Source organism: Streptomonospora litoralis (assembly GCF_004323735.1).
GTDB lineage: Bacteria > Actinomycetota > Actinomycetes > Streptosporangiales > Streptosporangiaceae > Streptomonospora > Streptomonospora litoralis.
In genome coordinates this window covers 3,646,214-3,664,957 of the sequence record NZ_CP036455.1, presented here as the reverse complement: position 1 = coordinate 3,664,957, position 18,744 = coordinate 3,646,214, and the positions used below count along the sequence as shown (strand labels likewise).

The 18,744-nt window shown below is 73.9% G+C and carries 21 protein-coding genes; 3 read left to right on the top strand and 18 right to left on the bottom strand.

What is annotated here, in order from left to right:
* Entirely contained in the window at positions 1-753 is a 753-nt protein-coding gene (locus EKD16_RS15410; protein WP_131099028.1) for a LytR/AlgR family response regulator transcription factor, read from the top strand.
* 19 nt (positions 754-772) lie between these two features.
* Here EKD16_RS15410 and EKD16_RS15405 read toward each other — a convergent pair whose 3' ends face one another.
* From EKD16_RS15405 to EKD16_RS15350, 12 genes are all read right to left on the bottom strand, one after another.
* Positions 773-1,654 carry an alpha/beta hydrolase gene (locus tag EKD16_RS15405; protein WP_207391312.1) on the bottom strand — a complete coding sequence of 294 codons (882 nt, stop codon included), beginning with the start codon at positions 1,652-1,654 and terminating at the stop codon, positions 773-775.
* Positions 1,651-2,409 (bottom strand): beta/alpha barrel domain-containing protein, encoded by a 759-nt coding sequence (locus EKD16_RS15400; protein ID WP_131099027.1) that lies wholly within the window; start codon positions 2,407-2,409, stop codon positions 1,651-1,653. Before EKD16_RS15400 ends, EKD16_RS15405 begins: the two co-directional genes overlap by 4 nt.
* Positions 2,409-3,074, bottom strand: a complete 666-nt coding sequence (locus EKD16_RS15395) for a beta/alpha barrel domain-containing protein (protein ID WP_242676987.1) — start codon at positions 3,072-3,074, stop codon at positions 2,409-2,411. The genes EKD16_RS15400 and EKD16_RS15395 overlap by 1 nt, the downstream gene beginning before the upstream one ends.
* Before the next feature lie 65 nt (positions 3,075-3,139).
* Positions 3,140-4,285 carry an acyl-CoA dehydrogenase family protein gene (locus EKD16_RS15390; RefSeq protein ID WP_131099025.1) on the bottom strand — a complete coding sequence of 382 codons (1,146 nt, stop codon included), beginning with the start codon at positions 4,283-4,285 and terminating at the stop codon, positions 3,140-3,142.
* Between the two features lie 8 nt (positions 4,286-4,293).
* Complete coding sequence (locus tag EKD16_RS15385) at positions 4,294-4,668, bottom strand: ectoine synthase (RefSeq protein ID WP_131099024.1); 375 nt, start codon at positions 4,666-4,668, stop codon at positions 4,294-4,296.
* A gap of 10 nt (positions 4,669-4,678) precedes the next feature.
* Complete coding sequence (gene trpA / locus EKD16_RS15380; RefSeq protein WP_131099023.1) at positions 4,679-5,512, bottom strand: tryptophan synthase subunit alpha; 834 nt, start codon at positions 5,510-5,512, stop codon at positions 4,679-4,681.
* Complete coding sequence (locus tag EKD16_RS15375) at positions 5,505-6,563, bottom strand: anthranilate phosphoribosyltransferase (RefSeq protein ID WP_131099022.1); 1,059 nt, start codon at positions 6,561-6,563, stop codon at positions 5,505-5,507. The genes trpA and EKD16_RS15375 overlap by 8 nt, the downstream gene beginning before the upstream one ends.
* 2 nt (positions 6,564-6,565) lie before the next feature.
* Complete coding sequence (locus EKD16_RS15370; protein WP_131099021.1) at positions 6,566-6,829, bottom strand: acyl carrier protein; 264 nt, start codon at positions 6,827-6,829, stop codon at positions 6,566-6,568.
* A complete protein-coding gene (locus tag EKD16_RS15365; RefSeq protein ID WP_131099020.1) occupies positions 6,826-8,352 on the bottom strand; it encodes an AMP-binding protein in 1,527 nt (508 codons plus the stop codon). Before EKD16_RS15365 ends, EKD16_RS15370 begins: the two co-directional genes overlap by 4 nt.
* Entirely contained in the window at positions 8,345-9,229 is an 885-nt protein-coding gene (locus EKD16_RS26160) for a MaoC/PaaZ C-terminal domain-containing protein (RefSeq protein WP_131099019.1), read from the bottom strand. The genes EKD16_RS15365 and EKD16_RS26160 overlap by 8 nt, the downstream gene beginning before the upstream one ends.
* Positions 9,226-10,461: a beta-ketoacyl-[acyl-carrier-protein] synthase family protein gene (locus tag EKD16_RS15355; RefSeq protein ID WP_131099018.1), complete on the bottom strand. Its 1,236-nt coding sequence runs from the start codon at positions 10,459-10,461 to the stop codon at positions 9,226-9,228. The genes EKD16_RS26160 and EKD16_RS15355 overlap by 4 nt, the downstream gene beginning before the upstream one ends.
* A gap of 29 nt (positions 10,462-10,490) precedes the next feature.
* Complete coding sequence (locus EKD16_RS15350; protein ID WP_242676986.1) at positions 10,491-11,708, bottom strand: aminotransferase class I/II-fold pyridoxal phosphate-dependent enzyme; 1,218 nt, start codon at positions 11,706-11,708, stop codon at positions 10,491-10,493.
* 573 nt (positions 11,709-12,281) lie between these two features.
* Here EKD16_RS15350 and EKD16_RS15345 point away from each other — a divergent pair.
* A complete protein-coding gene (locus tag EKD16_RS15345; protein WP_131099016.1) occupies positions 12,282-13,127 on the top strand; it encodes an AfsR/SARP family transcriptional regulator in 846 nt (281 codons plus the stop codon).
* Between the two features lie 207 nt (positions 13,128-13,334).
* Here the strand turns inward: EKD16_RS15345 and EKD16_RS15340 are convergent, their stop codons facing one another.
* The 3 genes from EKD16_RS15340 to EKD16_RS15330 form a co-directional block, all read right to left on the bottom strand.
* Positions 13,335-13,910, bottom strand: coding sequence for an anthrone oxygenase family protein (locus EKD16_RS15340; RefSeq protein ID WP_131099015.1), 576 nt, complete (start codon positions 13,908-13,910; stop codon positions 13,335-13,337).
* 82 nt (positions 13,911-13,992) lie between these two features.
* Entirely contained in the window at positions 13,993-14,823 is an 831-nt protein-coding gene (locus EKD16_RS15335) for an NmrA family NAD(P)-binding protein (protein WP_207391311.1), read from the bottom strand.
* Positions 14,824-14,904: 81 nt separating this feature from the next.
* Positions 14,905-15,402, bottom strand: a complete 498-nt coding sequence (locus tag EKD16_RS15330; protein ID WP_131099014.1) for an anthrone oxygenase family protein — start codon at positions 15,400-15,402, stop codon at positions 14,905-14,907.
* Between the two features lie 248 nt (positions 15,403-15,650).
* On the opposite strand from EKD16_RS15330, the gene EKD16_RS15325 reads away from it, so the two are divergent.
* Positions 15,651-16,643: an AraC family transcriptional regulator gene (locus tag EKD16_RS15325; RefSeq protein ID WP_131099013.1), complete on the top strand. Its 993-nt coding sequence runs from the start codon at positions 15,651-15,653 to the stop codon at positions 16,641-16,643.
* Here the strand turns inward: EKD16_RS15325 and EKD16_RS15320 are convergent.
* From EKD16_RS15320 to EKD16_RS15310, 3 genes are read right to left on the bottom strand one after another with little or no spacing between them, the layout of a single operon-like run.
* Positions 16,633-17,319, bottom strand: coding sequence for a 4'-phosphopantetheinyl transferase family protein (locus EKD16_RS15320; protein ID WP_131099012.1), 687 nt, complete (start codon positions 17,317-17,319; stop codon positions 16,633-16,635). The two genes, EKD16_RS15325 and EKD16_RS15320, sit on opposite strands and share 11 nt — an antisense overlap.
* Positions 17,316-18,230, bottom strand: a complete 915-nt coding sequence (locus EKD16_RS15315) for an alpha/beta fold hydrolase (protein ID WP_131099011.1) — start codon at positions 18,228-18,230, stop codon at positions 17,316-17,318. Before EKD16_RS15315 ends, EKD16_RS15320 begins: the two co-directional genes overlap by 4 nt.
* On the bottom strand, positions 18,230-18,730 hold the full coding sequence (locus tag EKD16_RS15310) for an SRPBCC family protein (protein WP_131099010.1): 501 nt from the start codon (positions 18,728-18,730) through the stop codon (positions 18,230-18,232). Before EKD16_RS15310 ends, EKD16_RS15315 begins: the two co-directional genes overlap by 1 nt.
* Positions 18,731-18,744: the final 14 nt, after the last annotated feature.

Here is an 18,744-nt window from a genome sequence, read left to right as displayed (position 1 = left end):
ATGCGCGCGCGATGCCTCATCGTCGACGACGAGGCTCCGGCGCGGGCGGATCTCCGTTACCTGATGTCCCGGTTCGACCACGTTCAGGTGGTCGGCGAGGCGTCCAACGCCGAGGAAGCGCTGCTGCTGCTGGACTCCCTGGACTACGACCTCGTGCTGATGGACATCCGGATGCCCGGCGGCACCGGGCTGGACGTCGCCCGCAAGCTGCGCGAGGCGGCGCACCCGCCGAGGATCATCTTCACCACGGCGTTTCCCGACTACGCGGTCGAGGCGTTCGATCTGGACGCCGCCGACTACCTGGTCAAACCCTTCGACGCCGAGCGGCTGGAGCGGGCGCTGGACCGCGCCCTGGCCGCCCGCCCCGAGGAGGGCGAACCGCAGCCGGAGCCGCCGCGGCGGTCCGACGGCGCGGATTCGCCGCACCGCATCCCGGTGCACAAGGGCGACCGGACCGTGCTGCTCAACGAGTCCTCGATCATCTACGCCGGAGCGGCGCGCGGATACTCCTACCTGCAGCTCGCCGACGAGCGGGTGCTGGTCAACTTCTCCCTGAACGAGCTGGAGCGCCGCCTGCGCGGTGCGCACTTCTTCCGCGCGCACCGCTCCTACCTGGTGAACCTCGACTACGTGCGTGAACTGGCCCCCGACTTCCGGGGCACGCTGATGCTGCTGATGGACGACCCCCGCAAGAGCCGGGTCGAGGTCTCCCGCCGCCAGGCCCGGGAGCTGCGCCGGGTACTGGGACTTTAGCGGCGCCCGGCGCCCGGCCTCAGCGGCACGCTTCGAGGAATTCGAGGGCGCGCAGATGGTAGGCGCGCGCACTCCAGCCCAGGCTGATGTTGTGCCCGGCGTCGGGGTGGCGGTGGACGCCCACCCGCGGCGCCGCGGTGAGCGCCCCGGCCAGCTCGGCCAGATCGGAGTCCCCCAGCCGCCACCACGCCTCGTGGTCGGCGAAGGTGAAGCGCACCGGGACCCGCACCCGCGGGGCGAGGTCGCGGTACTGGTGCGGCCAGCGCAGCCACTCGCCGTCCTCCCTGGGCGGAGTGGGCGCCAGCAGGCTGCGCGCCTGCTGGAAGGTGCCCGGCGGGTAGAGCCGCAGCGGCCCCCAGTTCAGCCGCGACGCGCCGGCGCCCAGGGAGGACGGCAGACCGCGCGCCGCCGCGGAGTACTCGACTCCGCACCCCGATATGTCCAGCCCGCGGATGCGGCCCGCGGAGTCGTCGGCGGCGAGCCGCAGGGCCAGCTTGCCGCCGTGGGAGTGGGCGAGCACGACGAAGCCGGCCCGGGCCGCATGGTCGGCGGAGAACGAGCGCAGGGCCGCGTGCACGGTCGCCGACTGCTCGTCGACCGTCTGGCCCTCGGGCAGCCGCTCGGCCGATGCACCGTAGCCCGGCCGGTCCAGGGCCACAACGGTGTGTCCGCGGGCGACGGCTACATCCAGCAGGGAGAGGTCGGGGTGGGTGCGGGCGTGGAAGTAGTCGGCCCGCATGGACCGGCCGTGGACGGCCAGTACGACCGGACGGTTCGCGCCACCCGGCCGCGGCGGGCCCGTGGGACGCGCCAGCAGCCCCGAAAGGGTGATTCCACCGGCGTCCAGGCGAATGCGCCGGATGTCGGCGCCGGCGGGCGCCGCGCGCGGCGGCGCGCTCACGGTCGCCCGCCGAGCGGGGCCGGCGCATCCGCGACTTCGGTGCCTGCGGGCGGCTGGGCCGGCGGCACCTGCCGCCGCCGCGCCACGGTGTCGAGCCAGCCCCGCGGATCGCCGTCGCGCAGCAGCGCCGTGCCCACCAGCAGTCCGGCGAACCCGGCGTCCAGCAGCCGGGCGCCGACGTGCGGGTCGGGTACCGCGCTGGCGCTGACCGGGCAGCGCGTGCCCGCCTCCAGCAGCGCGGGCAGCAGCGTGAGGCTGCGGCCGGTGTCGCCCGCGTCGCGCTCCCGGGTGCGGATGTTCTTGTTGTTGACCGCGATCACGCACTGCTCGGCGTGCGGAACAGCGGCCGCTTGGGGCTGCTCGGTCACCTCGACGAACGGGGTCAGCCCCGTGTCCAGGCAGGAGGCGACCAGCGACTGAAGTGCCGGGCGGGGCAGCAGTTCGGCCGTGATCAGCACCGCGGCGGCGCCGAGGTCGGCCGCCCGGGTGATCTGGTCGCGCCTGGTGACGAAGTCCTTCTGCAGCAGGGGCAGCCGTGTCAGCTCTGCGGTCTCGGCCAGCAGTGCCTCACTGCCGCCGAACCAGGATCCGGTGACCACCGAGAGGCACGGTGCCCCGGCCTGTTCGTAGGCGGAGACGATGTCGGCCGGTCCGCGCCCCGCGAAGAGGTCCCGGCCGTGGGAGTCCCTGCGCTTGATCTCGGCGATCACCGGCCGCTCGGCACCGAGCAGGGCGTCGATGAAGTCGTGCGCCATCAGCTGCGCTCCTTTCGTCGCCCGCGCCCCGTCCGCCAGGCGCGGGAGAGTTCGGTTACCGCGGTTTCGGACAGTTCCCCGTCCCCGCCCCGGGCGCCGGTGTCGACGTCCACCCCGGCGAACATGGGGTGCTCGACGACGCGGTCGTAGTCCGCCCGGCGGGCCGCGGTGACGCCTCCGGCCAGCAGGAAGGGCCTGGGCAGCCGGTCGGCGATGCGCAGCACGCCGACCGCGTCCAGCGCCTGGCCCGTACTGCCGACCCGTCCGTCGGCGGTCGCGGTGTCGAGGAGGAACATCTCGGTCCCGGCCCGGGCATAGGCGTCGGCCAGCCGCAGCTCCAGGCACCGCCCGCCGCCGTCCACGTGCAGCACCTTGACCGGGACGGCGCCGGGTGCCCTCTCGCGCAGACCGCCCACCACCCGCGGGAGCTGGTAGGCGTGCAGCTGCACCCACCGCACCCCGGTGCGGTCGGCGGCGGCCGCCAGCGCCGCCGGGTCGTCGCCGAAGGTGACCAGGACCGGTTCCACGCCGTGCGAGCGGGCCTCGGCCGCCAACCCCCTCGCCGTGTGCTCGGCGAGTTCCGCGCGGCCGCCGGGAATCCCGTGCCAGAGCCCCACGCAGTCGGCGCCGCCGGCGGCCGCGGCCGCGACCTCCCGCGCCGACACTGCCCCGCAGGCCTTGAGGAGGGTCCCCGGCCCGCCCGCCGCCGGCGGGCCGGGGTGTCGCGCACTCACGGATCCAGCCCCAGCGCCGCGGCGATGCGGTTGTAGTGGATGTCGCTCGTTCCCGAATAGACGGTCCCGCCCACGGCGTTGCGGACCTCCTTCTCCATCCCCTGCTCGACCATGTAGCCGTGGCCGCCGAAGATGGCGACGGCGGCCAGACTGCCGGCCACGTTCGCCTCGCTGGTCACGAGCTTGGTCGCGGCGAGATCGACTGTGACGTCGTGGCCCGCCGCGAGGCGCTCCCCGGTGTCGAAGATCCACTTGCGGGCCGTATCGAGGCGGATCCGCATCTCGGCGATGCGGTTGGTGACCGACTGGTACGAACCGATCGGCCGACCGAAGGCGTGCCGGCTCTTCGCGTAGTCCAGGCACCGCTGGAGCCGGTGTTCCATCTCGCCCGCGTGCACGGCGGCGGTGAAGAGGATCTCCCGCTTCATCACGTGGTCCATCACCAGGAATCCGCCGCCGACCCGGCCCACCACCCGGTCCCGGGCGACGCGGACGCCGTCCAGCGACAGCTCCGACATCGGAGCGGTGCGCAGCCCCATCTTCCTGGCCGGGGCACCGCACGTCAGGCCCGGTGTGTCGCGGTCCACCAGGAACGCCGTCGTACCCAGCGGACCGCCGTCGGGGTGGGTGCGCGCGTAGACGACGAACACGTCGGCGATCGGTGCGTTGGTGACGAAGAGCTTGCTGCCGTGCAGCACGAAGCCGTCGCCGTCGGGTTCGGCCCGCGTGGCCATCCGCAGCGCGTCGGAGCCGCTCTCGGATTCGGTGATGGCGTGCGCCCCGATCAGCTCGCCCGAGCAGATTCCGGGCAGATACCGTTTTTGCTGCTCCGCCGTGCCGAACCGCTCCACGGGGACGCCGGTGCTGGCCATCGTCGTCGTGGCGCAGAAGCTCAGCCCGGAGTCGCGGCAGTACTCGCCCAGCCCCTCCAGCACGTGGAGGACTTCGGGCAGCGAGCGCTCCAGGCCGCCCCACGGCTGCGCGAACGGCAGCCCGAGCAGACCGCTCCGCTGGATCATCCGCCACTTGTGCCAGGGGAACTCCCCTGCCTCGTCGGCCTCGATGTGGCCCTCGCTGAGGTCCTTCGCCCAGTCGGCCAGGCCCTTGCGCAGCTCCGCGGCCTCGGTGGTCGCCTCGAACACGCCGGTCCTCAGTACGCCGAGGCGAGGGACTCGTCGAGGCGGTGGGCCTCGTCGCCCTGCAGAGCCGGGGTGAAGACGCACACCAGCCGCAGGTCGGTGTCGGGGTCGGCCACCAGGAAATGCGCGTCGTGCTTGTCGAGGGAGTACATCCGCCCGGGGCGGAGCGGGTGGACGGTGCCGTCCAGCTCGATGACGGCCCCCGACCCCTCGATGCAGTAGCAGGACTCCAGGTGGTTGCGGTACTCCAGGCGGGAGCGGGTCCCGGCGCTGACGATGGTGTCGGTGATGCTGTAGCCGACACCGTCCTCCTGCAGCAGGAAGCGCCGGCTCAGCCCGTTGCCCCAGTCGACGGTCTTCACGTTCTCGATGTCCCGGATGATCATGCGCTGCTCCTCATGCCGTGCTGTTGGCGGATTCCTGGGCGGTCTGGTCGGGCAAGGGCGGACGGCATTCCAGGACGAACTCCCGCAGCCGGGCCGCCGGGTCCGCGCCCTGCTCCTGGGCCTCCTCGACGCGGGTCACCCCCGCCGATCCGATGACGGCGGCGTCGGCCCCCGAGGCGGCCACGGCCGCCACGTCCGCGCGTGTGCGGACTCCGAATCCCAGCGCGATCGGGGCGGCTGTACTCTCCCGCAGGCGCCGGACGGTGCCCGCCAGCGCCGCGTGCCCGCCGACCGGGCCGGTGCCGCTGCGCCCGTAGCGGGCCACGAGGTAGAGGTATCCGGTGGCGTTGGCGGCGGCCTCGGCCGCGACCTCCGGGCGCGACTGCGGGTAGCAGGTGGTGACTACGGCGACACCGCTCTCGCGCGCCGCCCGGTAGTACTCGTCGCGCATCCGCGGCGGCAGGGCGTGGGTGAGCAGCGCGTCGGCCCCCGACTCGGCGACGTCGCCGAGCGCTTCGCCGAGACCGCGCGGACTCAGCGAGTGGCTCCAGTCGGCCAGCAGCGCGATGCGCATCCGGGCCAGGCGGGGCCGTATCCGCGAGACGAAGGCGAGTACGGCGTCGAGGTCGGTACCGCGGTCGAGCGCGCGCCGCGCCGAGCGCTGCACCACCGGCCCGTCGGTCACCGAGTCCGGGAACGGCACCGCGAGTTCGAGGCACTCGACGCCCGCCTCGTCCAGCATGTGCACGACGTCGGCCAGGACGTCGAGGGGCGGGTCGCCCGCGTTGAGGAACACGGCCAGTCCCACACGGCCGGCCGGTCGGTGGGAGAAGAAGTCAGCCATGGCGGCCCCCGCTCGCCTGCAGCGTTCCCGGCGTCTGGGACCGCTCGCGCAGCCGGTCGAGGAGGGCGAGGGCGGCCCCCTCGGCGACCGCCTCCCGGGCGGCGTCCAGCGCCTGCGGCCAGTCGTCGGCCGCGCCCGCCGCCACCGCGGCGGCGGCGGCGTTGAGGCAGACGGTGTCGGTGGCCGCACCCGGGGGACCGGCCAGCACCTCGCGGAAGCGGCGTACGGCGTCGTCCGGCTCGAACGGCCGCAGGTCCTCGATACCGCCGCGCTCGGGCAGCAGTTCGCCGCGGCGCAGCCGCAGCACGGGGGTGCCGCCTCCTGCGGCGTTGGAGTAGACGGTGTTGTCGCAGAAACCGAGCAGTTCGTCGGCGCCGAGGTCGTTGGTGCACAGCCAGATCAGGCGGTCGTCGACGCCTTGTGCCACCTGGCGGAGCTCGGCCAGCGGCATGGCCGCCGAGACGCCCGTGACCTGGGCGGCGACCGGCAAATCGGCGAGGAAGGGGCCGACGGCGTTGAGGAAGCGTCCGAAGGGCCGCAGCGCCACCGGCGCCATGGCCCGCGCCAGTGCGGTCAGCTCCGGCGGATACACGAACGGGCCGGCGAAGGCGATGCCGTCGCGGTCCACGGCGTCGGCCGTCTCCTCCAGCGAGCCGGTCAGGCGCACCCCCAGCCGCTCCAGCAGATCGACCGAGCCGAGTCGGCTGCTGTAGGCGCGCGAGCCCGTCTTGACGACCCGCACGCCCATCGCCGCCGCCACGAACGCGGCCGCGGTGGAGACGTTGAACGTCGAGGGCCCGCCGCCGGTGCCGACGGTGTTGACGGTCGCGGGCCAGCACCGGTCGGCCGATGCCGCCGGGCGCCGGGAGAGCGAGTCGAGCAGGGCGCGCAGGGTGGGCGCTTCGGGCGGGTGGGTGGCCAGGGAGCCCAGCAGCGCGGCCGCCTCGGCCCGGTCCAGCCCACCGGAGCCGAGCCGGTCCCACAGCGACCGCCAGTCCTCGGCCCGTGTCACCGGGCGCCGGTTCAGCAGGGCGGTGATCACCTCGTGCACGGTCAGTTCTCCGCCGCTTCGGCCTCGCGCATCCGCGCGATGAAGGAGTCGATCGCGGTGACGGTGCGGAAGTTGTCCGGGTCCAGTTCGGTGTCGCCGACCCTGAGGTCGAAGGTGTTCTCCACCCAGGCGATCAGCTTGAGCGTGCCGACGCTGTCGATGACGCTGTCGGTGATGAGGTCGTGGTCGTCGGCGAGGTCGCCGGGGTCGAGGTCGGGCAGGAACTCGGTGATGACGAACTGCCTGATGGCGTCCGTGTGGCTCATAGCGGGCTTCCCTTCGCAGTCGGTTCGTTTCCGGCTTCCCGGCGGCGGTCGGAGCCGCCCGCCGGGTGATCGAGGACGCCGCGGTCGACCTTTCCGGTCGGCGTCTTGGCCAGCGGCTCGTCGCTGATCCGCAGGACGGGCGGTACGGCCGCTCGCGGCAGGTTGCGGGACAGGTGCCCGCGCAGAGTGAGGCTGTTGAGGCCGGACCCGGGGGCGCGGTGCACCGCGGAGACGAGGCGGCGGCCGGTCTCGGGGTCGGCGACGGCGGCGACCCCCGCCTCCAGCACATCGGGGTGCTTCAGCAGCACCCGCTCCACCTCGGCCGTGTTGACGGCGGTTCCCCGGATCTTGACCTGGAAGTCGGCACGCCCGGTGAGCCGCAGGCAGCCGGCGGCGTCGCGCTCCACCAGATCGCCGGTGCGGTACCAGCGGCCGTCGTCCTGTCCCAGCGGGTGGCCGGCGAACCTCTCGGCGCGCTTGGCGGCGTCGAGGTAGCCCGGCGACTGGAACGGCGTGCGCACGTACAGCTCGCCCGCCCCGGCCCCGTCGATCTGTTGCCCCCGCTCGTCCAGGACGAGCGCCCGCACCCCGGGCAGCGGAGTCCCGATGGGCGGCGGCCCCTGCGCCGCGCGCGCCTCGGCGCGGGGGACCTCGTGGACGAAGCTGTCGTTGGTCTCGGTGCAGCCGTAGACGTTGTACAGCCGGGCGCGGGGGAACAGTCCCGGCAGCGCGGAGAGCGTGCGTTCGGGCATGACGTCGCCGGTGAACAGCGCGTGCCGCACCGAGGGTGCATCGGCGCCCCGTGCCGCGGCCGCGTCGGCGAGCAGCCCGTGGGCCATCGGCACCGCCTGCACGACCTGCACGCCGTAGCCCAGCACCAGGTCGAGAAGATACCGGCCGTCGAGCCCGCGCTCGGGGTCGACCAGCACGACCTGCGCGCCGCGGGCCAGCGACGCCCAGACGTCCAGCAGGCACAGGTCGAAGTTCAGCGGGGCGTAGTTGAGCACCGGCGTGCCGGGGCCGATCCCGAACGCCGGGGCCGCCCAGGCGGCGAACCGGTGCACGGCGGCCGCCTCCAGCGGCACGACCTTGGGCAGTCCGGTGGAGCCGGAGGTGGTGAGCATGAACGTCGTCCCCGGCGGCGGCGTGCGCCGCTGCTCCCGCCCCGGGGGCAGCGGCCGCCCGGGCGCCCCCTCGGGGGTAAGCACCTGCCGGCAGCCCGCCTGGGCGGCCAGGTCGGCCAGTTGGGTGTCGGCCAGCGCCGTCGAGGGGAGCAGGAAGGGGCGCCGCAGCAGCAGGCAGGCCAGGATCAGCGCCACCGCCTCCGGCGACTTGTCGGCCAGCACCGCGACCGGTTCCCCCGGATGCGAGTCCAGGCGGGCGATCCGGTCGCATTCGCGGCGCGCCCGCTCGTAGAGGCCGCCGTAGGTCACCCGGGTGCCGCGCCAGTGGAGCGCGGGCGCCTGGGGCCGGTGCCGCACCTGGTGCAGAATCCCGGCGAGGGGGTCGGCGAGCTCAGCCATCGTCCGGCTCCGCAGCTCCGCGGGCGGGGTGAAGCTCCACCCAGCCGCCCTTGACGGCCAGACCGCGTCCGGTCCTGCAGGAGAACGCGACGGGGCCGCCGGCGGGATCGGCGTCGGGCTCCAGGGCCATGGTGAGGGGCTCACCGGCCCCCACCGGTGCGGAGAAGCGCGCGCCGATCGAGCGGACGCGTGCGGGGGAGCCGGCCGCGAAGCGGTCGACGACCTCCTCGCAGGCCAGCCCCAGCACCCCCATGCCGTGGGCGATCACCGTGTCGAAGCCCGCCGCGCGCGCCGCCGCGGGGTCCAGGTGGATGGGGTTGCGGTCGCCGCTCGCCTCGGCGTAGTCCGCGATCCACTCCTCGCTCAGGCGGTGGGTCACGCCGACGGCCTCACCGGATCCGCTTCGGGCCGGCGCGCTCATGCGGTGCGCCGTGCCGAACGGGGCCGGGGACGCCCCAGACAGCAGCACGGTGCTGAGCAGCACGGCCACCGGTTCGCCCGCCGCGTCCGTCAGGGTGATGCGTACGGCGACGTTGCAGCCGCCCGGTTGCGCGCGCACGGCCAGGACCTCCGGGGCGGCGCCGATCTCCTCCGCGGGGCGGGGGAGCCGCCGGATGCGGATCTCCTGGCCGAGGTGGACGACGCTCGGCGATTCGGCGCCGTCGTCGGCCATGCCGCGCACGGTGGCGTCGGCCACGGGGTGGGCGAGCACGAACGGGTAGATCGGGGAGGGCTCCGGCGTCGACGCGGGCCCCAGGTCGGCGCGCAGGGCGGCGCGGTGAAGGGCCATCCGGCTCCCGTCGGCCATGACGTGGGATGCCGGGGCGGGCTCGGGCGGCGGAGCGGTGTCGTCGGTCGCGGGTCGGGGAGCGGTCATCCGGGTGTCACCACCAGGGCGGCGTTGTGGCCGCCGAATCCGAAGGAGTTGGTCAGTGCCGGGCCCGAGTGCACCGCGCGCGGTTCACCGTGCACGACGTCGATCTCCAGGCCGGGTTCGGCCCGCTCGTGGTTGGCCGTGGGCGGGACCTCGCAGCGCGCCATGGCCTGCACCGTCGCTACGAGCTCGACGGCGCCGGCCGCGCCGATCAAATGCCCGAGGACGCCCTTGGGCGCGGTGACCGGCGGCTGGTGGGCGCCGAACACCCGGTGCAGCGCTGCGGCCTCGGCCCGGTCGTTGTGCGGAGTGGCGGTGCCGTGGGCGTTGACGTGCACGATGTCGGAGGGCGCCAGCCCCGCGTCGGAGATGGCCTGGGCCATGGCGTCGGCGGCGCCGCTGCCGTCGGGGCGGGGCATGGACAGGTGGTAGGCGTCGGAGGTGGAGCCGTACCCGGCGATCTCCGCGTAAGGCGCGGCTCCGCGGGCGCGGGCGTCGGCGCTGCGCTCCAGCAGCACGAATCCGGCGCCCTCTCCCATCACGAACCCGTCCCGGTCGGTGTCGAAGGGGCGGCAGGCGTGCTCGGGCCGGTCGACGCGCTTGGAGACGGCGTTGAGATTGCCGAAGGCGGCGAGGGTGACGGGCGTCAGCGTGCATTCGCAGCCGCCGGCGAGCACCGCGTCGGCCCGGCCCGTCTGCAGGAGCAGCAGGGCGTGGCCCACCGCGTCCGCGCCGCTGGAGCAGGTGGTGGCGATGGTCGTGGCGGGGCCCTGCCATCCCAGGTCCATGGCGATCCGCGCCGCGGCGGCGTTGGGCATGGTCATCAGCGGCATGAGCGGGTTGACCCGCCCCGGGCCCTGCTCCACGTAGTTGCGGCTCTGGCTGTCGCTGGTGGAGCGGCCGCCGACGGCGTTGCCGACGACGATCGCGCCGCGGCCGGGCTCGGGCGCAGGGGAGCCGGCGTCGCGGTGGGCCGCCAACGCCGCCGTGGTGCCGTACACCGTGAACGGGTCGAGTCTGCGGGCGTCCTTGGCCGAGACCTCGCGGGCCCCGTCCAGCCCGCGCACCGCACAGCCGATGTGCATCCGGTGGCGGGCCAGTTCCGGTGAGGTGAGGACGGCGGCGGTGGACTTTCCGGCCCGCAGGCCGGCCCACAGGTCGTCGGGGCTGCAGCCGGCCGGCGTCACGACGCCCCAGCCGGTGATGGCGACGGGTGGTCTGGATGAATTGCGCATCGGAACTCGCGTCCGCTCCAACGGTGTCTTCAGGACGGCAGTACGGCCGAGGTGCGCGCGGCCTTGAGGAAGGCTTCCGCGGCGAAGTCGATGTCGGCCTTGCTGTGCCGCGCGGTGACCGCGATCCGCAGCCGGGCCAGGTCGTTGGGCACGGCCGGGGTGACCACCGGCAGGGCGATGACGCCCTCGTGGCGGCAGGCGGTCGCGAAGTCGTAGGCGGTCTCGTCGCCGCCCGCGATCAGCGGGATCACCGCCGTCTCACTCGCCGCGGTGCGCAGACCCGCCGCGGAGAGCAGATCGCGCAGCCGCGCGGACTCGTGCTGGGTGTGGGCGACCCGTTCCGGCTCGGCGCGCAGGATGCGCAGGGACTCCAGCGCGGCAGCAGCCTGTGCCGGAGCCAGCGCGGCGGAGAACAGGAAGGGCCGCGCCGCGTACCGCAGGTGGCCGATCAGCGCCTGGTCGCCCGCCACCCAGCCGCCCATCGACGGGATCGCCTTGGACAGCGTCCCCAGCTTCACGTCGACCCGGACCTCGCCGCCGAAGTGGTCCTCGATGCCGCCGCCCGATGCGCCGATGACCCCCAGGGCGTGGGCCTCGTCGACCATCAGCAGCGCGTCGTGCTCGTCGCAGACCCGCCGCAGCTGCGGAAGGGGCGCGATGTCGCCGTCCATGGAGTAGACGCTGTCCACGATGACCAGCCGCAGGCCGCGGGTGCGGGAGGCGGCCAGCCGCCGCCCCAGGTGCTCGACGTCGTTGTGGCGGAACCGGGTCACCTCGGCCCCGCTCAGCCGGCAGCCGTCGACGATGCTGGCGTGGTCGTACTTGTCGATGAACACGGTGTCGCCGGCCCCGACCAGGCCGCCCACCGTGCCGACGTTGGCGGCGTAGCCGGAGCCGAACGCGATCGCGGCCTCGCGCCCGGCGAAGCGGGCGATCTCCGCTTCCAGCTCCTCGTGCAGCGGGATGGTGCCGGCCAGCGCGCGGACGCCGTGGTTGCCGGTGCCGTAGGTGTCCACCGCCGACTTCGCGGCCGCGACCACCCGTTCGTCGCCCGCCAGGCCCAGGTAGCTGTAACCGGACATCATCAGCAGCCGCGAGCCCTCGAATTCGGCATAGGCCGAATCGCGTTCGACTGTGTAGGGCAGGAAACTGTTGCGCCGGTCCGGCTCGGATTCCAGTGACCGAACGCGCCGCTGCGTGGCGGCCAATCTTTCTGCTAGCACGCCCCAGGCCGATGGCGGTGTCACACGCGTCTCCTTCATTAGCGGGCCGATGCCGCCGCCGGTGCGGGCGGCGGTGCTCCGACGCGGAATATTTCTACTGAACCGCACGCAAGTCGGGCGCAACAGCAGGGCGACAGCGGCTTCTTACCCTGTTCCCGCAACACGGGCGCAACATGAGAATGAGGTGACGAAATTCCGTATGGAATATGGAAGCGAGGAGTCGGGGTGCCCGCCGGGTGGGCTGCGCAAGGCGGGTCGGCCCGCGCTGGTCGACGGGAGCGCCGCGGGCGCTCTGCCCCCCGCCGGACGCGGGGCCGCCGGCGGGGAGCCCGCCGCATCCGGCCGTCTCCGCAGGAAGCCGGGCCGGGGGCATTCTTCCGGTCGGAACCGAGCGTCAATGAAGAATTCCGAAGAGTAATCGATGGAAGATATTCATGATCAACACAGGAATCGCGCGGCCGAGTGCGGGCGCGATTCGGTCGAGCATTTCACAGTCTCGTTTTAGGGGTGCCTCCTCGCTTGACACGCGGCCCGACAAACATCACGCTTTTCACTTGTCGAGCGAGCGTGAAGGCAGGCTCTACATTGGGGGTAGCCATGAGTACGGACGACTTGCGGATCAACCTCACCGGACTCGTCACAATCGAATGTTCCAACCGAAGGGCCCGGAGCCTGACGAGTCCGCAGGCGCAGGTCGCGTTTGCGCGATTGGTTATGGAGCGCGCCCAGGGAACCAATCGTGAACAGCTCGCCGACACGATATGGCCGGAAGGGCTGCCCAACACCTGGCCCTCGGCCCTGCGCAGCATCGTCAGCCGGGTGCGCGGCTTCCTCGCCGATACCGCACCCTCCGGGGCCGTGGGTTCGCTCGTCTCCCAGGGCGGCCGCTATTTCCTGCGGCTGCCCGCCGAGGTCCGCGTCGACCTGGAGCACGCGGAGTCGGCGGTGACCGAGGCGGCCGAGGCGTTCGCCCGCAGCGACCACCGCGCGGCGTGCCGGCTCGCCGAGCGGGCGGCCTCCTGCCTGGAGGGGGCGTTCCTCGCGGCCCACGACGGCGACTGGGTGATCGGCGTGCGCGAGCGGGTCGACGCGCTGAGATTGGCCGCTCTGGAGATCGCGAGCCTCGCCTCGTCCGCCCTGAGCGACCGGTACCGCGCCCTGCGCTACGCCAACACGGCGATCCGCCACGCGCCGTTCCGGGAGAGCGCGCACCGCTGCCGGATCGCCGCGCTGGCCTCGGCCGGCAACCGCGCCGAGGCGCTCGGCGCCTACCACGAACTCCGCGAGCTCCTCGCCGAGCAGCTCGGCGTCGACCCGGCGCCGGAGGTCCAGCGGATGTACATCGACCTGCTCCGCTCGCCGGAGGACTCGGGGCACGACTGGGACCCCGGCCGCGGTCCCGGCCACTCCGCCTCGCACGTCCCTCGTCCGCAAAACGTCTGATCCCGCCTTCCGTGCGGCAGACGGTCCGCCCCCTCAACCGCCGCTCCCGCGGCGTTCGAGGCGGCCTGACCGTCCGCGGGGCCGGGTCCGGCCGCCTCCGCCGACAGCGGCACTACGGTTCGCGGCCCTCCGACACCCGGTGAGGAAGCGCCTCGCCTCCCCGCCGGATGCCGGAGGGCCTGTTCCACGCGCCGCCCTTGCGCACCGTCACCGACGCGCGGGCCGGGCCGATCGCCGGTGCAGGATCAAGGCGCGGGCGAGCAGTCCCAGAGCGGCCGTGCAGGCGGCGGTCCGCGCCGCGTTCGCCAGGCGCCACGGCCCCTCGAACGCGGTCCGCACCGCATGCAGGTCGGGGATCTCGGCAGGGTCGCCCGCACGTGCCAGGGCCTGGTTCAGCGGGATGTTGACCCCCGCGGTGATCGCCAGCATCCCGGCGTAGCACGCGAGGGCTCCCCACACCCGCAAAGCGGCGCGGTGGCGGCCGAGCCGGTGCTGCAGCGCGGCCGCCACCCCGGTCGCGAGGAAGGCGCCGAGGAACACCAGCCCGAACAGGCCGTTCTCGATCTCCGCGTTGATGCGCTGCATGACGGTCACGAACACCAGGTCGCCCGTCTTGGCCAGCCCCGGCATGACCCCCACGTCGAACGCGAAGAACAGGCCCGCCATGAGCCCCGTCCCTACCGCGGCCCCCGCGAGGACGGCTCCGGCGGTCGCGCCCCCCGGGCTCGCCTGCGTCCCGATTCCGAGCGCCTCAGGCCGGCCGGCGCCTGTTTCGGTCCTCATCCGCCTCCCCCTGTCGTCTTGGGCCCGCGGGGCGCCCTTTCGGTGTGGCGCCCCGTCGTCCGTGTCCGCCGCAGCGGACGGATCAGGGGTTCCACACCCCGGTGGCCGCGGCTTCGGCGGCGAACTCGCGGAAGTCCCGCGGCTTGCGGCCCAGCGCCCGCTCGACGCCGTCGACGAGGTGGGCGTTGCGGCCGTCGGAGACCAGCTCGAACAGGTCGGCGAACTCTTCCGGCAGGCCGTTCTCCCGCAGGATGGCGCGGAACTCGTCGCCGGTGACGGGCACGTACCGGATGTCGCGGCCGGTGGCGGTGGAGAGCTCCCGGGCGACGTCGCCGAAGCTCAGCAGGCGCGGGCCGGACAGCTCGTAGACCTGGCCGGCGTGGCCCGGCTCGCTCAGCGCGGCGGCGGACACGTCGGCGATGTCCTCGGCGTCCACGAACGGCTCGACGGCGTCGCCCGTGGGCAGCGCCAGTTCGCCGGCCAGGACCGGGTCCAGGAAGAAGCTCTCATTGAAGTTCTGGTTGAACCAGCTGCAGCGGACCACGGTCCACTCGGCGCCGGCCTCCTGCACCTGCTTCTCCGCGGCCTCGGCGCCTTCTTCGCCGCGCCCCGAGAGCACCACCAGGCGCCGCGCGCCCTTGGAGACCGCCAGGCGGGCGAAGCGGCCCACGGTCTCGGCGGCACCCGGGAACGCCAGGTCGGGCTGGAAGCAGATGTAGACGCCGCCGACGCCTTCCAGAGCGGCCTCCCAGGTGCCGGGGTCCTCCCAGGAGAAGGGCGGCTGGGCGGAGCGGGAGCCGATGCGTACGGGCAGGCCGCGCTGCGTGAGGCGCTCGGCGACCCTGCGGCCGGTCTTGCCGGTGCCGCCGGTCACCAGCGTGGGCTTGGACTGGGTGTTCTCCTGTGTCGTCATGCTCCCAGTCAATCCCGGCGGGAGCGGGCGAACCATAGCCGCGAAGCTCGCCCGCATATTCGAGCGTCTACGATCGCCGTGTCACCCCGCAGCGGCCGCCCCCGCACCCGTGGCCAGCGCCCAGACCAGGCAGCACGCGGACGCCGTCGACAGCAGGGTGCGGACGTGGTTCCACCGGTTCCACGGCCCCTCGAACCGGCGCCGTGCGGCCGCCGCGCCGCGGCCGGAGTCGCCCGCGCGGGCCAGTTCGTTGTTCATCCGGATGTTGAACGCCCGCGTGACGACGATCATCGCCAGGTAGAGCGCGAGGGCCGCCGTCACCGGGGACAGCAGCCGCTCGTTTCGGCCCGACAGCGCCAGCACCGCGGTGAGAGCCGTGGCGAGCGGGGCGCCCAGGAACACGAGCAGGAACCAGCCGTTCAGGATCGCGGCGTTGATGCGCTGCATGACCTCGACGAACACCTGATCCGAGGTGCGGCGCAGAGCGGGCATCACCGCGCACGAGAAGACGAAGAAGAGCCCCGCGACCATTCCGGTCGCCACCGTCGCCGCCGCCAGCGACAACTGCGCAAGTTCCATTGAAAAAGTCCCGTCCGTGTTTAGGAGATATTCATATCCGGCTTCCGGCCCACGGCCCCTGCGCGGACGCCGCACCGGTGCGGCGTCCGCGCAGGCGGCCCGCGGGCATGCGGCCGCGCCCCGGCTTCGGTTGGTGCGGGGCGGGGCCGGAACACAGCGGACGCGCCGAACGTGAAAGAATCTCGTACTTGCTGTTTCCTTGTCCTGGCCGGGGTGGAAAATTCACGGCGGCCGCCTAGAATCCAACCATGGACGCGCTCACCGCTCTGTTGGAGAGTCCGAAGGCACGCGGGGCGTTCCTGCTCCGCTCGATGTTCACACCGCCGTGGTCGCTGCGCGTGGAGGACCGGGCTCCCGTCTCGGTCGTGACCATGGTGCGCGGCGACGCCTGGATCATCCCCGAGCACGGCACCCCGACCCCGCTGCACCCGGGAGACGTGGCCGCCGTCCGCGGTCCGCGGCCCTACACGCTGGCCGACTCCCTCGCCACCCCGGCGCAGGTCACCGTCGGCCCCGAGCAGCGCTGCACCACGTCGGCGGGGGAGGACGTCACCGAGTACATGTCCCTCGGCATCCGCACGTGGGGCGACGGCCTCCACGACGGCGCCTCGGTGATGTTGAGCGGCACCTACCAGGCGCCCAGCGAGATCGGGCGGCGGCTGCTGACCACGATGCCCGAACTGCTCGTGCAGGAGGCCGACGCCGGCGACGCCACCCTGGTGTCGCTGCTCGCCGCCGAGATCCACCGCGAGAAACTCGGCCAGCAGCTCGTGCTGGACCGGCTGCTGGACCTGCTGCTGGTCAGCGTGCTGCGCAACTGGCTGGCAACGGACGGCGACAGCGCCCCCGCCTGGTATCGGGCCCAAGGCGACCCCGTCGTCGGCCCGGCACTGCGGCTGGTCCACGAGAACCCCGCGCACGCCTGGACGGTGGCGGCGCTGGCCGCCAAGGTCGGTGCCTCCCGGGCCGGCTTCGCGCGCCGGTTCACCTCCCTCGTGGGGCAGCCGCCCATGGCCTACCTCACAAGCTGGCGCCTGACCCTGGCGGCCGACCTGCTGCACGAGCCCGACGCCACCGTCGACGCCGTGTCCCGGCGCGTCGGCTACAGCAGCGCGTTCGCGTTGAGCGCGGCGTTCAAGCGCGAGCACGGCATGAGCCCGCAGGAGTACCGCACCCGCGGCCAGGCCGCGCCCCCGCGGCCGCGTGGCGAGGCGCCGCGGGCGGTGCTGCTCAAGAGCTGAGCCGAAACAGCCGGGACGGGTGCCCGGCCGGCGCCGGCTCCAGCACCGCGGCCAGCAGCAGCCCCGACCGCACCAGCCAGCGGCCGCTGTAGTCGTGCTGCGCAGCGCCCGCCGGACCGCGGGCCGGCGGCCGGGCCGTGAACGTGCCGCCGGGGTCGAGCACGACGCGGATCTCCCGCAGCGCCGACCACCGCCGGGCCCGCGGGTACCACGCCTTGTAGACCGCCTCCTTCGCGCTGAACAGCAGCCGGTCGCGGCAGGCCGCGGCTCCCTCGGTACCGAAGGCCGACAGCGCCTCCTGCTCCTCGGGCCCGGCCACCAGGGAGAGGACCCCCTCCGGCAGGGGCAGGGCGGGCTCCGCGTCGATGCCCACCGCCGCCACCGCGCGGGCGGGGGCCACGGCGGCGGCCAGGTAGCCGTCGCAGTGCGTGATGCTGCCGACCACGCCCTGCGGCCACACGGGCGCGCCGCCCGGCCCCGGAAGCAGAGGGGCGGGCGGCACGCCCAGGCGGCCGAGTGCGCGGCGGGCGCACGACCGCCCGGTCGCGAACTGCCGGCGCCGCCGCGCCACCCGCCCCTCCATCAGCGCCGCCTCCTGCGGAAACAGCGCTACAGCGGCGGAGTCGTCGAACGCCTCGGCGACCGCGCAGTCCGCCGTGAGCAGGTCCTCGATCACCGGTAGGCCCGTAGGCGTCCGCCGTCCACCGCCGCGGCCACCTCCGAGACAGCCTCCACCACGGCCGAGGGCGCCTCCAGCGGCAGCATGTGGCCGATGCCGGCCGACTCCGCGAACCGCGCCTCGGGCAGCGCCTCGGCGACCGCCGCGCCGAGCCGCGGCGCGATCGTGCGGTCCTGGGCCCCGGCCAGCACCACAGCCGGAACCGCGACCGACGCGAGCGGCTCGCGCAGGTCCATGCCGCGCGAGCACCGGAAGCAGGAGGCACGCACCTGCGCGGGTGTCGCGGCGAACATCTGGCGGTGGACCTCCAGCAGGCGCGGGTCCGCGCCCTTGCCCATGGTCTGGGCGAGCAGCCTCCGCCCCAGCGCCGGACGGGCCAGCGCCCGGGAGAATAGCGGGCTGCCCATCATGCGGACCTCGCCCTCGGGCGTGTCCTGGTCGTGGGCGGCCGTGCTCACCAGGACGAGTCCGCCCACGCGCCGCTTCGCGGACTCCGAGCCGCCCGAGGTGTGGGCCAGCGCGGCGAAGCCGCCGCCGGAGTGTCCGACGACGACCGCCCGCTCGGCGCCGACGGCCTCCAGGACCGCGGCCAGGTCCCTGCCGAGCCGGTCGACGGCGATCGGCTCCGTACCCGTTCCGGAGCCGCCGTGCCCCCGCTGGTCGTATAGCACGACGCGGTGGCCGCCGCGGATGAGGCGGTCGGCGACCGTGCCCCAGACGCGGCGGCCGGCGCCCCAGCCGTGGGCCAGCACCGCCGTGGGCAGGCCCGCGGCGGCGGAGGAGAAGGGGCTGTGGGCCGGGACCGGCTCCAGGACGGTGACGGCCAACCGCGCGCCGTCGTCGGCGACGACCGTGCCCTCTCCTGCCGCGGTCGCGGCGGCGGCCGGTTCGGTGGTCGTATCCGACATCAGACGCTCTCCTTTCCGGTCTCCGAGCCGTGCGCGCCGGCCAGCCGCCGCGCGAGTTCGGCGAAGGCCGCCTGCGTGCCGGCCGAGTGCTCGCGGTCGAGCGGTGCGACGCCGGAGAGCAGCCGCAGCCAGCCGTGCGGCCGCCCCCGGAAGTGCATCGCCAGGCGCGTGCGAGCACCGTCGTCGAGGGGAGTCAGCCAGAACTCGCTCGGTCCGCGGAACACCCCGGAGACGTACTCCACCGCCAGCATGCGGTCGGGCTCCACCGAGCGGGTCCGCGAGACGAACCTCAACTTGAGCCCGCCGCGGTCGGCGCCGCGCGTGTGCACGGTGACCTCGACCTCGCCGCCCACCTCGTCGGGCGAGCCGGAAAGCAGGGCATAGGTGTTGTGCGGCACCCACCACCGGGCGGCGCCGCGGAACTCGGAGATCAGCGCCTCCCACACGGCTGCGGGAGGCGCCTCGATCACCGCCTCGTCGATGCGGTCGTAGTTCTTCATGGACGATCCCCTGC

Bases quoted from the DNA above. Each gene is read 5' to 3' on its own strand.
- EKD16_RS15410 (WP_131099028.1), top strand. From the start codon at position 1: ATGCGCGCGCGATGCCTCATCGTCGACGACGAGGCTCCGGCGCGGGCG.
- EKD16_RS15355 (WP_131099018.1), bottom strand. From the start codon at position 10,461: ATGCGCAATTCATCCAGACCACCCGTCGCCATCACCGGCTGGGGCGTC.
- EKD16_RS15370 (WP_131099021.1), bottom strand. From the start codon at position 6,829: ATGAGCCACACGGACGCCATCAGGCAGTTCGTCATCACCGAGTTCCTG.
- EKD16_RS26160 (WP_131099019.1), bottom strand. From the start codon at position 9,229: ATGACCGCTCCCCGACCCGCGACCGACGACACCGCTCCGCCGCCCGAG.
- EKD16_RS15340 (WP_131099015.1), bottom strand. From the start codon at position 13,910: ATGAGGACCGAAACAGGCGCCGGCCGGCCTGAGGCGCTCGGAATCGGG.
- EKD16_RS15325 (WP_131099013.1), top strand. From the start codon at position 15,651: ATGGACGCGCTCACCGCTCTGTTGGAGAGTCCGAAGGCACGCGGGGCG.
- EKD16_RS15345 (WP_131099016.1), top strand. From the start codon at position 12,282: ATGAGTACGGACGACTTGCGGATCAACCTCACCGGACTCGTCACAATC.
- trpA (WP_131099023.1), bottom strand. From the start codon at position 5,512: ATGGCTGACTTCTTCTCCCACCGACCGGCCGGCCGTGTGGGACTGGCC.
- EKD16_RS15330 (WP_131099014.1), bottom strand. From the start codon at position 15,402: ATGGAACTTGCGCAGTTGTCGCTGGCGGCGGCGACGGTGGCGACCGGA.
- EKD16_RS15335 (WP_207391311.1), bottom strand. From the start codon at position 14,823: ATGACGACACAGGAGAACACCCAGTCCAAGCCCACGCTGGTGACCGGC.
- EKD16_RS15385 (WP_131099024.1), bottom strand. From the start codon at position 4,668: ATGATCATCCGGGACATCGAGAACGTGAAGACCGTCGACTGGGGCAAC.
- EKD16_RS15400 (WP_131099027.1), bottom strand. From the start codon at position 2,409: ATGGCGCACGACTTCATCGACGCCCTGCTCGGTGCCGAGCGGCCGGTG.
- EKD16_RS15315 (WP_131099011.1), bottom strand. From the start codon at position 18,230: ATGTCGGATACGACCACCGAACCGGCCGCCGCCGCGACCGCGGCAGGA.
- EKD16_RS15310 (WP_131099010.1), bottom strand. From the start codon at position 18,730: ATGAAGAACTACGACCGCATCGACGAGGCGGTGATCGAGGCGCCTCCC.
- EKD16_RS15365 (WP_131099020.1), bottom strand. From the start codon at position 8,352: ATGGCTGAGCTCGCCGACCCCCTCGCCGGGATTCTGCACCAGGTGCGG.